This window comes from Diaphorobacter nitroreducens, assembly GCF_002214645.1.
In the GTDB taxonomy this organism is placed as follows: Bacteria; Pseudomonadota; Gammaproteobacteria; order Burkholderiales; family Burkholderiaceae_C; genus Diaphorobacter; species Diaphorobacter nitroreducens.
Genome location: NZ_CP016278.1, coordinates 3,980,408 through 3,993,196, shown reverse-complemented (window position 1 = coordinate 3,993,196; position 12,789 = coordinate 3,980,408). Strand labels below are relative to the sequence as shown.

Annotated in this window: 12 protein-coding genes; 9 read left to right on the top strand and 3 right to left on the bottom strand. The window is 70.3% G+C overall.

Features of this window, described 5'->3' with window-relative positions; genetic code table 11:
* The first annotated feature begins 42 nt into the window (after positions 1 to 42).
* From BA022_RS18680 to BA022_RS18665, 4 genes are all read left to right on the top strand, one after another.
* Entirely contained in the window at positions 43 to 1,650 is a 1,608-nt protein-coding gene (locus BA022_RS18680; RefSeq protein WP_088888672.1) for an FAD-dependent oxidoreductase, read from the top strand.
* 28 nt (positions 1,651 to 1,678) lie between these two features.
* A complete protein-coding gene (locus BA022_RS18675) occupies positions 1,679 to 2,569 on the top strand; it encodes a bile acid:sodium symporter family protein (RefSeq protein ID WP_088888435.1) in 891 nt (296 codons plus the stop codon).
* Entirely contained in the window at positions 2,559 to 3,719 is a 1,161-nt protein-coding gene (locus BA022_RS18670; protein ID WP_088888434.1) for an L-lactate dehydrogenase, read from the top strand. Before BA022_RS18675 ends, BA022_RS18670 begins: the two co-directional genes overlap by 11 nt.
* Positions 3,720 to 3,786: 67 nt before the next feature.
* Positions 3,787 to 5,442 (top strand): acetolactate synthase large subunit, encoded by a 1,656-nt coding sequence (locus tag BA022_RS18665; RefSeq protein ID WP_088888433.1) that lies wholly within the window; start codon positions 3,787 to 3,789, stop codon positions 5,440 to 5,442.
* A gap of 120 nt (positions 5,443 to 5,562) precedes the next feature.
* On the opposite strand, the gene BA022_RS18660 is transcribed toward BA022_RS18665, so the two are convergent.
* Both BA022_RS18660 and bamE read right to left on the bottom strand, forming a co-directional pair.
* Positions 5,563 to 6,249 carry a YitT family protein gene (locus BA022_RS18660; RefSeq protein WP_088888671.1) on the bottom strand — a complete coding sequence of 229 codons (687 nt, stop codon included), beginning with the start codon at positions 6,247 to 6,249 and terminating at the stop codon, positions 5,563 to 5,565.
* 149 nt (positions 6,250 to 6,398) lie between these two features.
* Positions 6,399 to 6,899, bottom strand: coding sequence for an outer membrane protein assembly factor BamE domain-containing protein (gene bamE, locus BA022_RS18655; protein WP_088888432.1), 501 nt, complete (start codon positions 6,897 to 6,899; stop codon positions 6,399 to 6,401).
* A 144-nt stretch (positions 6,900 to 7,043) separates the two neighbouring features.
* Here bamE and BA022_RS18650 point away from each other — a divergent pair, with 144 nt between their 5' ends.
* The 5 genes from BA022_RS18650 (at position 7,044) to BA022_RS18630 (ending at position 10,624) form a co-directional block, all read left to right on the top strand.
* Positions 7,044 to 7,247: a DUF3460 family protein gene (locus BA022_RS18650; RefSeq protein ID WP_011806589.1), complete on the top strand. Its 204-nt coding sequence runs from the start codon at positions 7,044 to 7,046 to the stop codon at positions 7,245 to 7,247.
* Positions 7,248 to 7,322: 75 nt separating this feature from the next.
* Positions 7,323 to 8,183, top strand: coding sequence for a segregation and condensation protein A (locus BA022_RS18645; RefSeq protein WP_011806590.1), 861 nt, complete (start codon positions 7,323 to 7,325; stop codon positions 8,181 to 8,183).
* A gap of 49 nt (positions 8,184 to 8,232) precedes the next feature.
* Positions 8,233 to 9,822 (top strand): L-aspartate oxidase, encoded by a 1,590-nt coding sequence (gene nadB, locus BA022_RS18640; protein ID WP_088888431.1) that lies wholly within the window; start codon positions 8,233 to 8,235, stop codon positions 9,820 to 9,822.
* 27 nt (positions 9,823 to 9,849) lie between these two features.
* Positions 9,850 to 10,230, top strand: coding sequence for an aspartate 1-decarboxylase (gene panD, locus BA022_RS18635; protein WP_011806592.1), 381 nt, complete (start codon positions 9,850 to 9,852; stop codon positions 10,228 to 10,230).
* Between the two features lie 31 nt (positions 10,231 to 10,261).
* Complete coding sequence (locus BA022_RS18630) at positions 10,262 to 10,624, top strand: 5-carboxymethyl-2-hydroxymuconate Delta-isomerase (protein ID WP_011806593.1); 363 nt, start codon at positions 10,262 to 10,264, stop codon at positions 10,622 to 10,624.
* 348 nt (positions 10,625 to 10,972) lie between these two features.
* Here BA022_RS18630 and BA022_RS18625 read toward each other — a convergent pair whose 3' ends face one another.
* The gene (locus tag BA022_RS18625; protein WP_088888430.1) at positions 10,973 to 12,772 is read right to left on the bottom strand and encodes a chorismate-binding protein; all 1,800 of its coding nucleotides are present in this window, start codon (positions 12,770 to 12,772) and stop codon (positions 10,973 to 10,975) included.
* Between the last annotated feature and the right edge of the window lie 17 nt (positions 12,773 to 12,789).

The following is a 12,789-nucleotide window of genomic DNA, read 5'->3' as shown; positions in this document are numbered from 1 at the left end:
GGCCGGCAGTGCGCCACACAGAGCGCGCAAGGAGACAGCCGCATGGCAATCCAACATTCCGACACCGTCGTCATTGGCGGCGGCCTGGCCGGCATCGTGGCCGCGCTGGAGCTGCTGCGCGCGGGCCAGCGCGTCACCCTGGTGGACCGCGACACGCCTGAACGCTTCGGCGGCCTGGCGCTGTGGGCCTTCGGCGGCATGGCCCTGGTGGGCACGCCGCTGCAGGCAAAGATGAAGATCCCCGACACGCCCGAGCGTGCGCTGGCCGACTGGCTGCGCTTTGGCGAGCTGGACGCTGACGACCACTGGCCCCACGCCTGGGCGCGGCACTACGTGGAGCATTCGCGCGCGCAGGTGCACGACTGGCTGTTGCAGGAGGGCGTGAAGTTCATGCCCGCGGTGAACTGGGTGGAGCGCGGGCTGCACGGCGACGGCAACAGCCTGCCGCGTTACCACATCGTCTGGGGCACCTCGCGCGAACTCACGCGGTGCCTGATCGCGGCACTGCGGCGTGCGGGTGAAGGCAGCAGGCTCACACTGCTGCACGGCCACCGCGTCACGGCACTGGACCACCAGGACGGACGGATCGCCGGCGCCGTGGCGGTGAACGAAGCCACGGGCGAGGAAGTACGCCTGCAAGCCCCGGTGGTAGTGCTGGCCATGGGCGGCATCAACGGCGGGCACGAGGAGACCCGCGCCAACTGGCCCCAGGGCCGGCCGCGCCCCGCCGCCATGCTCAACGGCGCACACCCCTTCGCGGATGGCAAATTGCACCGCCACGCCGCCCGCCTGGGCGCGCAGATCACGCACGCGGGCGAGATGTGGAACTACGCCGCCGGCTTTCCGCACCCGTTTCCGCATTTCGACGGGCATGGCCTGTCGGCTATTCCCTGCAAGTCGGCGCTGTGGCTGAACCACCGGGGCGAGCGCATCGGCCCCGCGCCGCTGGTCACCGGCTTCGACACGCACTGGCTGTGCCAGCGTGTGGCCGCACAAGAAAAGCCCTGGACCTGGCACCTGCTCAACTGGCGCATCGCGGCCAAGGAGTTCGCCATCTCGGGCGCGGAGCACAACCAGCGCATCCGCGACATGCAGTTCCCCCAGTTCCTCAAGGAAACGCTGCTGGGCAACCACCGCCTGGTGCGCCAGATGCAGCGGCAAAGCCCGCATTTCCTGGTGGACGACACCCTGGCCGGGCTGGCCGGGAAGATGAACGCACTCACCGCCTCGCTCGATGTGGCGCCTGAGGTACTGCAGGCCACGGCCGACGCCTTCGACGCCAACTTTGCCCACGGCGCCAAGCTGCACAACGACGACCAGATCCGCCGCATCCTGCACGCGCGCCAGTGGGGCCCCGACCGGCTGCGCACCTGCGCGCCCGCGCCGCTGCAACAACCCGGCGCGGGGCCCTTCATCGCCATCCAGATGCAGCTCATCACGCGCAAGAGCCTGGGCGGGCTGCAGACGGACCTGCACAGCCGCGTGCTCGACGGCGCAGGCCAGCCCATCGACGGCCTGTACTGCGTGGGCGAGGCGGCGGGTTTTGGCGGCGGCGGTGCGAACGGCAAGCGCTCGTTGGAAGGCACCTTTTTGCCCGGCTGCATCCTCACGGGCCGGGCGGCAGCGCGCGCCATCGCGGCGGGCGGCTGAGACAACCACAGCGAAAGGAAACGACACCATGCAGGGAGACATCGTTTCGGGCGTGCTGCTGCCGCTCATCCTGGCGTTCATCATGTTCTCGCTCGGCCTGGGGCTCACGCCGGCCGACTTCCGGCGCATCCTGGCGCAGCCACGCGCGCTGCTGGTGGGCGTGGCCTGTCACTTCGTGCTGCTGCCGCTGGTCTGCTACCTCATGCTCACGCTGCTCGGCATGGGCGGCGTGTTTGCCGTGGGCTTCATGATCCTGGCCGCCTGCCCCACGGGCAGCACGTCGAATCTGCTGACCTACCTGGCGCGCGGCGACGTGGCGCTGGCGCTGAGCTTCACCGCCGTGGCCAGCGTGCTCACCATCTTCACGCTGCCCCTGGTCGTCACCTGGGCGCTGGGCCACTTCCTCGGCGCGGCGCGCGCCGTGGACGTGCCCGTGGGCCTGATGATGGGTCAGGTGGCGCTGGTGCTGGGCGTGCCTGTCAGCCTGGGCATGTGGGCGCGCCGGCGGTTCACCGCCTGGGCGCTGCGCTTCGAGCCGCGCGCCACGAAGGTGGCCACGGTGCTGTTCGTGCTCATCGTGGTGCTGGCCGTGGCCAAGAACTGGGCGTTGCTGGTGGACAACTTCGGCTCGCTGGCGCCTTTCGCCGTGGCGCTCAACCTCAGCATGCTCACGCTGGGTTTCGCCGTGGCCTGGGCCGCGCGGCTGTCCTACCGGCAATCGGTCACGCTGGGCATCGAGACGGCGGTGCAGAACGCCGCGCTGGCGCTGGTGATCGCCAGCACCGTGCTCAAGGACGACGCCATGGCCATCCCCGGCGCGCTCTACGGCGTGCTGATGTATGCCGGCGGGCTGGTCTTCGCGCTGGCCATGCGGCGCTTCGGCCACGGCCGCGCCACGGAGGCCGCCCATGCTGCCTGACCTGTCCTACCCCGCCTCCACCGAGGACTGGCGCCGCATGGCGGCAAGGCGCCTGCCACGCTTCCTGTTCGACTACATCGACGGCGGCGCCAGCGACGAGCGCACGCTGGCCGCCAACGTGCAGGACTTCGCCGCCCTGCGCCTGCGCCAGCGCGTGCTGGTGGACGTGGCCCAGGTGGACACCCGCGCCCCCCTGGCCGGCCAGCCCTGCGCGCTGCCGCTGGCGCTGGCACCCATCGGTCTGGCGGGCATGGCCGCGCGCCGGGGCGAGGCGCAGGCCGCGCGCGCGGCGCAAGCCGCGGGCGTGCCATTCACGCTCTCCACCGTGGGCATCTGCCCCATCTCCGAGGTGGCGGCCGCCGCCGGCGCGCCGCCCTGGTTCCAGCTCTACATGCTGCGCGACCGCGGCGCCGTGCGCGCGCTGCTGGACGGTGCCTGGGCCGCCGGCTGCCGCACGCTGGTCTTCACGGTCGATCTGCCGCTGCCCGGCATGCGCCTGCGCGACATCCGCCACGGCATGGCCGCGAGCGGCGCGCGCCCGGCGCTCATCCGCGCCGCACAGGTGCTGGCGCGCCCCGGCTGGGTGCGGGACGTGGCGCTGCGCGGCCAGCCGCTGCGCTTTGGCAACCTGACCGCGCAGGTGCCCGGCGCGCGCGACCTGGGCGCCTTCAAGGCCTGGGTGGACGCGCAGTTCGACCCCAGCGTGACGTGGCGCGACATCGACTGGCTGCGTGGCCAGTGGCAGGGCCGCCTGCTGCTCAAAGGCATCTTGGACGTGCACGACGCCCAGGCCGCCGTGCAGGTGGGCGCGGACGGCATCGTCGTCTCCAACCACGGCGGGCGCCAGCTCGACAGCGTGGCCTCGACCGCCGCCAAGCTGCCCGCCATCGCCCAGGCCGTGGGCGCGCAGACCGAGGTGCTGGTGGACGGCGGCGTGCGCAGCGGCGTGGATGTGTTCAAGGCCCTGGCGCTGGGCGCGCGCGGCGTGCTCATCGGCCGCCCCTGGGTGTGGGCGCTGGCGGCGCAGGGCGAGGCGGGCGTGCGCACCCTGCTGGCCCAGTGGAAGCGCGAGCTGCTGCTGGCGATGACGCTGGCGGGCGTGACGCGCGTGGCCGACATCGGCCCCCAGCACCTCGACACGGATTGGTAATAAAAACGGCTCCAGCGCTTACCCATCAAGCGCTAGAAGCTATCAATAGAGAAGCAAGGAGATTCCCATGAACGGCGCACAAGCCCTGCTGAAAACCCTGGCCGATGCCGGTATCGAGGTCTGCTTCACCAACCCTGGCACGAGCGAGATGCACTTCGTCGCCGCGCTGGACAGCGAGCCGCGCATGCGCGCCGTGCTGGCGCTGTTCGAGGGCGTGGCCACTGGCGCGGCCGACGGCTACGCACGCATGGCGGACAAGCCCGCCGCCACGCTGCTGCACTTGGGCTGCGGCCTGGGCAACGGCCTGGCCAACCTGCACAACGCACGCAAGGGCAAGGTGCCGGTGGTCAACATCGTGGGCGACCATGCCACGTACCACACGCAGTACGACGCGCAGCTGCAGTCCGACATCGAGACCGTGGCGCGCAACGTCTCGCCCGGCTTCGTGCGCACCGCGCAAAGCACTGCGGCCCTGTGCCAGGACGCGGCAGACGCCATTGCTGCCGCGCGCGGCCTGCCGGGCCAGGTGGCCACGCTGGTCCTGCCCGCCGACGTGTCGTGGGGCGAGGGCGGCCAGCCCTGCCCGCCGCCGGCGTTGCCCGCGCCCGCCGCCGCCAGCGACGAAGCCGTGCAGGCCGCCGCACAGGCCATACGCTCGGGCGAGAAGACCATCGTGCTGCTGGGCGGCCACGCGCTGCGCGAGGGGGCGCTGCGCAGCGCCGCGCGCATTGCGGCCCACAGCGGCGTGCAGTTGCTCGCCGAGGTGTTTCCCACCCGCATGGAGCGCGGCGCGGGCCTGCCCGCCGTGGAGCGCGTGGCCTACCTGGCCGAGTTGGCCGGCGTGCAACTGGCGGGCGCACGGCACCTGGTGCTGGTCGATGCGAAGTCGCCCGTCTCGTTCTTCGCCTACCCCGGCAAGGCCAGCGACCTGGTGCCCGCGGGCTGCACGGTGCACACCCTGTGCAGCCCGGCGCAGGACGCGGCGGCGAGCCTGGACAAACTGGCCGCCGCGCTGGGCGCCAGCGCCACGCAGCCGCCCCTTACCCTGGCGCAGCGCCCCGACCGCCCGCGCGGGCCGCTCACCGCGCCCAAGGTGTGCAAGGCCGTGGGCCACCTGCTGCCCGAGAACGCCATCCTCATCGACGAGGCCATCACCTCCGGCCTGATGCTGGGCGTGATGACGGCGGGCTGCCCGCGCCACGACCTGATCACGCTGACCGGCGGCGCCATCGGCCAGGGCCTGCCCAATGCCGTGGGCGCGGCCATCGCCTGCCCCGACCGCCCGGTGATCGCACTGATCGGCGATGGCACGGCGATGTACACCCTCCAGGCGCTGTGGAGCATGGCGCGTGAGAACCTGCATGTGGTGTCCGTGATCTTCAACAACGCCAGCTACTCGGTGCTGAACGTGGAGCTGGAGCGCGTGGGCGCTGAGCAAGCGGGCCCCAAGGCCAAGTCGCAGCTCGACCTGAAGGGCCCGGTACTCAACTTCGCCCAGCTCGCGCAGGGCATGGGCGTGCATGCGGTGCGCGCCAGCACGGCCGAGGACTTTTGCCAGGCACTGGAATACGCGCTGGCGCACCCCGGGCCGCACCTGATCGAGGCGCTGGTGCCCGAGTCGCTGGCCGGCCCGAAGCGCAAGGTGCTGCCCTGGCTGCTGCGCGCCCTGCCCAGCCTGCCGCCGCAGGTGGCGCGCGCGCTCAAGCGCAAGATCGCGCCGTGAGGCGGCCGAGAGCCCCACGCAAGAAAGCCCCGCACCGCGGGGCTTTCTTTATATGAATGATTTTGGCCTCTAGCGCTTTCCAGACAAGCGCGAGCAGCTCACTTTTTCATATCAACTGCATCAACCGCCCTGGTAGCGTCCCGGCCGGTGGCTGACCCACAGGAACACGCACATCACCACCGTGGCGAGCACCGACCAGGCCACGCGCTGCCACGGCACCACGCACAGCGCCAGCAGCACTACGCAGCAGTCGATGGCCAACTGCACCTTGCCCGCGCGGATGCCGTGGCGCTGCTGCGCGTAAAGCGACACGATGGTCGCGCCGCCCAGGCTGGACTGGTGGCGCGCCAGGAACAGCACGCCCGTGCCCATCAGCAACCCTCCGGCCACCGCAGCGAACGCCGGGTGCAGGTAGTCGATGTGGAACACGCGCGGCGCCAGCACCATCACCAGCGACAGCATGGCCACGCAGACGAAGGTCTTGAGCGTGAAGGCGCGCCCCAGGTGGCGCCAGGCAAACCAGTAGAACGGCAGGTTGATGAGGAAGTACACCGCGCCGAACGACCAGCCCGTGGCGTAGTGCAGCACGAACGCCAGCCCCGCCGTGCTGCCCGTGAGCAGCCCGGCCTGGGCGTACATGAGCATGGCCAGTCCGACGAACAGCGAGCCGGCGAACAGCGCCTGGGCGTCCTCGAACGGGCCGTGGCGCAGGGTGGCGTTGGAAGAGGGAACGTGCGCCCCGCCAGCGGGCGCGAGTGCGGAAAGAGACGATTGGGCGTGCAAAGTGTGTGCGGTGCGGCTGGCCATGGTGTGGTTCCTGAGCATCCTGCGGGTCGGCGCTGGTGGCGCCGGGGCGCAATCATCTCATGGAAAACCCTAGGTCTGCTGGACACCCGCGCCCGTCCCTCCCCGCCCGCGCATTTCAGGGCGGCTTCAGGAAGCGGCCCAGGATCGGATCAAGGACCGTCGTGCAGCTTCTCGGTGCTGGCCGCACGCAGCACGCGCCCGTCGGCGCCGAACACCACGGTGAACAGCTTCTCCTGCGCGGGAGCGTCGGTCCAGTGCCAGTCCCACTCGGTCTCCTGCTTGAGCTCGTAGGTCACCTGCTTGCCGGGCTTGCCCAGCAGGCGGCGCACCTGCTCCTGCGTCATGCCGGGCTGCACCTTGGCGAAGTGGTGCGGCGCCAGCACCTGGCGCAGCGCACTCATCTTGCCGTCGGTGCCGATGGTGATCATGTAGTTGCGCCGCCCGGCCGGCTGGCGGTTGTACTCCAGGGTTCGCGAACCGTCGGCCTCCTGCCAGACCTGCTCGGGCTCGCCAAAGCGCGCACGCACGTCCTGCTCGGTGGAGACGCCTTCTTCCAGTTCGCGGATGCGCTGCTCGTCGCAGCCCGCCAGCAGGGTGAGCACGGCCAGCAGGGAGGCGCCCGCGCCCTTGAGCCAGTGGTGAAAAGCCATCGGTAGGTCCATCCTCATGGTGATCGGCCGCCCGGTCGCGGCGCACAGGCTGCACTGTAGAGCGTCTACGGGCCTGCCGCACGGGCCGTCGCCCAGGGGCCGGGGCTAAAATGCGCGGTTACCAAGAGGCTCACGCACCGCACCATGTCCTTCTTTCGCCGCCCCGACTACGAATCCGACACCACCCAGTTCATCAAGCAGCTCAAGGCCCAGAAGCCCGAGCTGGATGCCCAGCAGCAGGCCGGCCGCGCCCTGCTGTGGGACAAGCAGGTGGACCGCGATGCCTGGCAGGACTACAACGCCGGGCGCATCCCCCAGCAGCCCTACGTGTACCAGTCGCGCTCCTGAGCGCGCCACACATCAAATCAGGCTCCAGCGCCCATGCAGCAAGCGCTGGCAGCTATTGAATAAATAGTAAGCTCCATGGCCGCTCCGCGTCTCGCCGCGACTGCCGACGACGGTGCGCCGCCGGCCTCTGGCGACGGCCTGCCGCAGGTGGTGGACCAGGTGGCGCTGGCGCGCCTGTATGGCGAGCCCCTGTTCGCGCTGCCGCAGGACCTGTACATCCCGCCCGACGCGCTGGAGGTGTTCCTGGAGGCCTTCGAAGGCCCGCTGGATCTGCTGCTGTACCTGATTCGCAAGCAGAACTTCAACATCCTGGACATCCCCATGCTGGATGTCACGCGCCAGTACCTGGGCTACGTGGAGGAGATCCGCAGCCGCAACCTGGAGCTGGCGGCCGAGTACCTGCTGATGGCGGCGATGCTCATCGAGATCAAGTCGCGCATGCTGCTGCCGCCCAAGAAGCAGGAAGGCAGCGCCGAGCCCGAGGACCCGCGCGCCGAACTGGTACGCCGCCTGCTGGAGTACGAGCAGATCAAGCTGGCCGCCATGCGCCTGAACCAGGTGCCGCAGTACGGCCGCGACTTCCTCCGCGCGCAGGTCACCATCGAGCAGAGCCTGCAGCCGCGCTTTCCGGACGTGAGCCTGACCGACCTGCAGGAAGCCTGGCGCGACATCTTGAAGCGCGCCAAGCTGGTGCAGCACCACAAGATCACGCGCGAGGAACTCTCGGTGCGCGAATACATGAGCCATGTGCTCAAGGCGCTGCAGGGCCGGCGCTTCGTGGAATTCGAGGAACTGTTCCAGCCCGAGAAGGGCGGCACCGTGCTCGTGGTGACCTTCATCGCGCTGCTGGAGCTGGCCAAGGAAACCCTGATCGAGATCACCCAGGCCGAGGCGTTCGCACCCATCTACGTGCGCCTGGCCTATACGCCTGTCTGATCGCCCCCATCCCCCTCGCCACGGCCGGGTGGCTGCGGCGCACATTGCCATGACCTCACACGACTTCGACGTACTCATCGTAGGCAGCGGCCTCGCGGGGCTGACCGCCGCGCTGCAGCTGGCGCCCACCCACCGCGTGGCCGTCCTCACCAAGCGCCAACTGGCCGACGGCGCCAGCGGCTGGGCCCAAGGCGGCATCGCCGCGGTGCTGGCGGAGGGCGACAGCTTCGAGTCGCACGTGCAGGACACGCTGGTGGCCGGCGCCGGCCTGTGCGATCTGGCGGCCACACGCTTCGTGGTGGAGAACGCGCCGCAGGCCATCCGCTGGCTGCAGGGCCTGGGCGTGCCGTTCTCGCAGGAAGAGGGCGCCCTGCACCTCACGCGCGAAGGCGGCCACAGCGCGCGGCGCATCGTGCACGCCACCGACGCCACGGGCGCGGCCGTGCAGCGCACGCTGATCGACGTGGTGCGCGCCACGCCCGGCATCACGCTGTTCGAACACCACACCCTGGTGGACCTGATCACCAGCGCCAAGCTGGGACTGGCTGGCGCGCAGCGCTGCCTGGGCTTGTACGCGCTGGACGAGGCCACCGACGAGGTGCTCACCTTTCGCGCACCGCACACCATCCTGGCCACGGGCGGCGCGGGCAAGGTGTACCTGTACACCACCAACCCCGACACGGCCACGGGCGACGGCATTGCCGCGGCCTGGCGCGCGGGCTGCCGCGTGTCCAACCTGGAGTTCATCCAGTTCCACCCCACGTGCCTGTACCACCCGCACGTCAAGAGCTTCCTCATCACCGAGGCCGTGCGTGGCGAGGGCGGGCAACTCAAGCTGCCGCCGCAGGCCGGCGGCACGCGCTTCATGCCCCAGCACGACGCGCGCGCCGAGCTGGCGCCGCGCGACATCGTGGCGCGCGCCATCGACTTCGAGATGAAGAAGCACGGCCTGGACTGCGTGCACCTGGACATCTCGCACCAAAGCCCCGCGTTCCTGCAGGAGCACTTTCCCACCATCCTCGCGCGCTGCGCGGAGCTGGGCATCGACATCACGCGCGAGCCCATCCCCGTGGTGCCCGCCGCGCACTACACGTGTGGCGGCGTGCTGACCGACCTGGCGGGCCGCACCGACCTGCACGGCCTCTTCGCCATTGGCGAGACCGCCTGCACCGGCCTGCACGGCGCCAACCGCCTGGCCAGCAACTCTCTGCTGGAATGCATGGTGTTCGCGCGCGCCGCGGCCGCGCACATCCAGCAGGCGCAGCGCGCGGACCTGCCCGCGCTGCCCGCGTGGGACGACAGCCGCGTGACCGACGCCGACGAGTGCGTGGTCATCTCCCACAACTGGGACGAGCTGCGCCGCTTCATGTGGGATTACGTGGGCATCGTGCGTACCACCAAGCGGCTGGAGCGCGCGGCGCACCGCATCGCGCTGCTGCAGGGCGAGATCCAGGAGTTCTATGCCAACTTCCACGTCACGCGCGACCTGCTGGAACTGCGCAACCTGGTGCAGGTGGCCGACCTGATCGTGAAAAGCGCGCAGATGCGCCATGAAAGCCGCGGCCTGCACTTCAGCCGCGACTGGCCCGACATGGCCGCCCCCGCCGCGCCCACCATCCTGGTGCCGCCCGCACGCTGACCCCTTTTCACAATCCAAGGAGATTCCATGTACCGCACCCTGCTCAAGTCCAAGATCCACCGTGTGAAGACCACGCACTGCGAGTTGCACTACGAAGGCTCGTGCGCCATCGACGAAGACCTGCTGGAGGCCGCCAACATCTGCGAGAACGAACAGGTGCACATCTGGAACGTGGACAACGGCGAACGCTTCGTCACCTACGCCATCAAGGGCCAGCGTGGCAGCGGCATGATCTCGGTGAACGGATCGGCCGCGCGCCGCGCCTGCGTGGGCGACCTGCTCATCATCGCGGCCTTCGCCCAAGTGGCAGAAGCCGACGTGGCCGCACACCAGCCGCAACTGGTGTTCGTGAACGACCAGAACCGCCAGGTGGAACTGCGCCACCACGTACCCACGCAGGCACTTTGATCCACCACCCCTCCACTCCCGGGAACACACCATGCCCCACCTGACCATCGAATACTCCAGCAACCTGCCCGGCTATCCCGAGGCCCAGGCACTGGCCGATCTCAACGCATCCCTGTGCGCCAGCCCTGAGATCCTGGACGAAGCCGACCTCAAGTCGCGTTTCGTGCGCACCAGCGGCAGCTTCCAGATCGGCACGCAGCCCGCCAACCGCGCGTTCGTGCATGCGCAGCTGCGCCTGCTGTCCGGCCGCAGCCCCGAAGCCAAGAAAGACCTGGCGGGGCGCATCGCCGAGGTGTTGCGCCGCCACACCCCGCACCCTGCGGGCGTGCTGGTACAGCTCAGCGTGGAGATCGTGGACATGGACCGGCCGAGCTACGTGAAGGAACGCCTGTAAGCACCTGGGGATCCGGAACGTAAAAAAGAAACCGCTGTGCTCTGAGAGTCACAGCGGTTGGGGTGCCTGCCCGGCCCGGCCGTTCCTCACCGGGAGAACGCCGCCGAGGCACTGCGCACGGCATGTGCAGGCTGCTTACGCACGCCCCCGCGCTGCCTCCGTGCGCACGTCCCCACTACCCGGCCAGTCCCTGCGGTGGGGCCGAGCCTATGGAACAAACAACTTCGCGCAATCCTGCACCAAGTGGGAAATCCGGCGGGTTCAGCAGGTTCAGCGGGTTCAGCGGGTTTTGCCGTAAACGCCGATATGCGCGGGTGCGGAACCACCGCCTTAGCAGGGGGGCCCCGCTTAAGGCGCCCCGTCCAACGTCGCGTCCAGCCACCCGCGCAGGCTGTTGATGAAGGCCCAGCCCTGCACGCGCGGCAGATCCTGCAAGCGCACCACGGCTTCCACCATGCGTCCCTCACGCAGGGCGACGGCGCGGCCCACACCGGGCAGCAGGCCACAGGCCAGCGGCGGCGTGACCCAGCGACCGTCCAGCAGCAACGCCAGGTTGCCGAAGGTGCCCTCGGTGATCTCACCCGCCGCGTTGTAGAGCACGGTGTCGAACCCACCGCCGCCCGCCGCCGGTGCGAAAGCGGCGTAGTGCGCGCGGCGCGTGGTCTTGTGCCGCGTGAATTCGCTGTGCGCCTCGGTGAAGGGGCGATCAGCCAGTGCCAGCCGCACGGGCATGGGCGTCGCGGCCAACGCGAAGGCTTCGGCGCGCGGCACGCCGTGTGCGTTCAGCAGCAGGCGCACGCGCCAGTCGCCCTGCGCATGGGAAGCGGCCAGTGCATCCAGGCAGGCCTGCACGCGCGCGGCATTCCAGGGATAGCCAAAGTGCACGGCGGCGGCCTGCATGCGCGCCAGGTGCTCCGCGCGGTGGCGCAGCACGCCGGCATGCAGCCCCAGCGTTTCCAACAGGTCGAACGGCGCGCTGGCGCGATCCACGAAGGCGCGCTTGGCCGCCCACTCGCCCCACTCGGCCGCCGGGTCGGCGCCCCAGACGATGCCGCTGCCGATGCCGCAGCGCGCGTGGCCGCCCCGCAGCTCCACGGTACGGATAGGGACGTTGAAGGTGGCGGCGATGGCGCCCGCGCCCGCCGCCGGATCGGGCCGCACCACGCCCACCGCGCCGCAGTACACGCCGCGCGGGCCGGTCTCCAGCGCGGTAATCGCGCGCATGGCCTCCACCTTGGGCGCACCCGTGACCGAACCGCAGGGAAACAGTGCGCCGAACACGTCGGCCAGCCGCGTGCCGGTGCGCGTGCGCGCCACCACGTCGGAGGTCATCTGCCAGACGGTGGGCAACTGCTCGGTGTGGAACAGCGCCGGCACGCGCACGCTGTGCGGCGCGGCGATGCGCGAGAGGTCGTTGCGCAGCAGATCCACGATCATCACGTTCTCGGCGCGTTCCTTGGGGCTGCCGCGCAGCGCTGCGGCCTTCGCCGCATCGGCCTCGGGCGTGGCGCCGCGCGCGGCCGTGCCCTTCATGGGACGGGTGAGGATGCCACCCGCGCCCGTGGGCCCGGAGCGCCAATCGAAGAACAGCTCGGGCGACACCGACAGCACCTGCGTGCCGACGCCGTCGTCAAGGTGCGCCGCGTAACCGCCGGGCTGCGCGCGGCGCAACGCCGCGAACAGTGCCTGTGCGTCGCCTTGCCACGTGCCCATGAGCGGTGCGGTGTAGTTGACCTGGTAGTAGCGCCCCGCCGCGATGCCCTGCTGGATCTGCGTCAGCGCTGCATCGAATGCGGCGCGTGGCAGCGCCTGCGTCCAGTCGATGGTCGCCGTTCCCGCGGCCTCGTGCGCGGGCCAGGGCGCGGGGGCGTCGTACACCGCGAACCAGGCGAGCGCGGGCGCGCCCTCCCCTTGCGCCTCGGCATGCACCGCCAATGCCGGGTCGAACGCGGGCGCGGCCTCGTAGCGCACCCAGCCCACGCACCAGTGGCCGGCGCGCGCCGCGGCTTCCACCGCATGCAACACACCCGTCACTTCTTGCAGACGTGCAGCCACCAGCACCTGGCGCGGCGACGCGAAGGCGTGGCGCAGGCGCGGCACGGCGGTGTCGCGCGGATCGGCAAAATCGATCAGCGATGTGGTGCCCATGAAAACAGGCCGTAGCG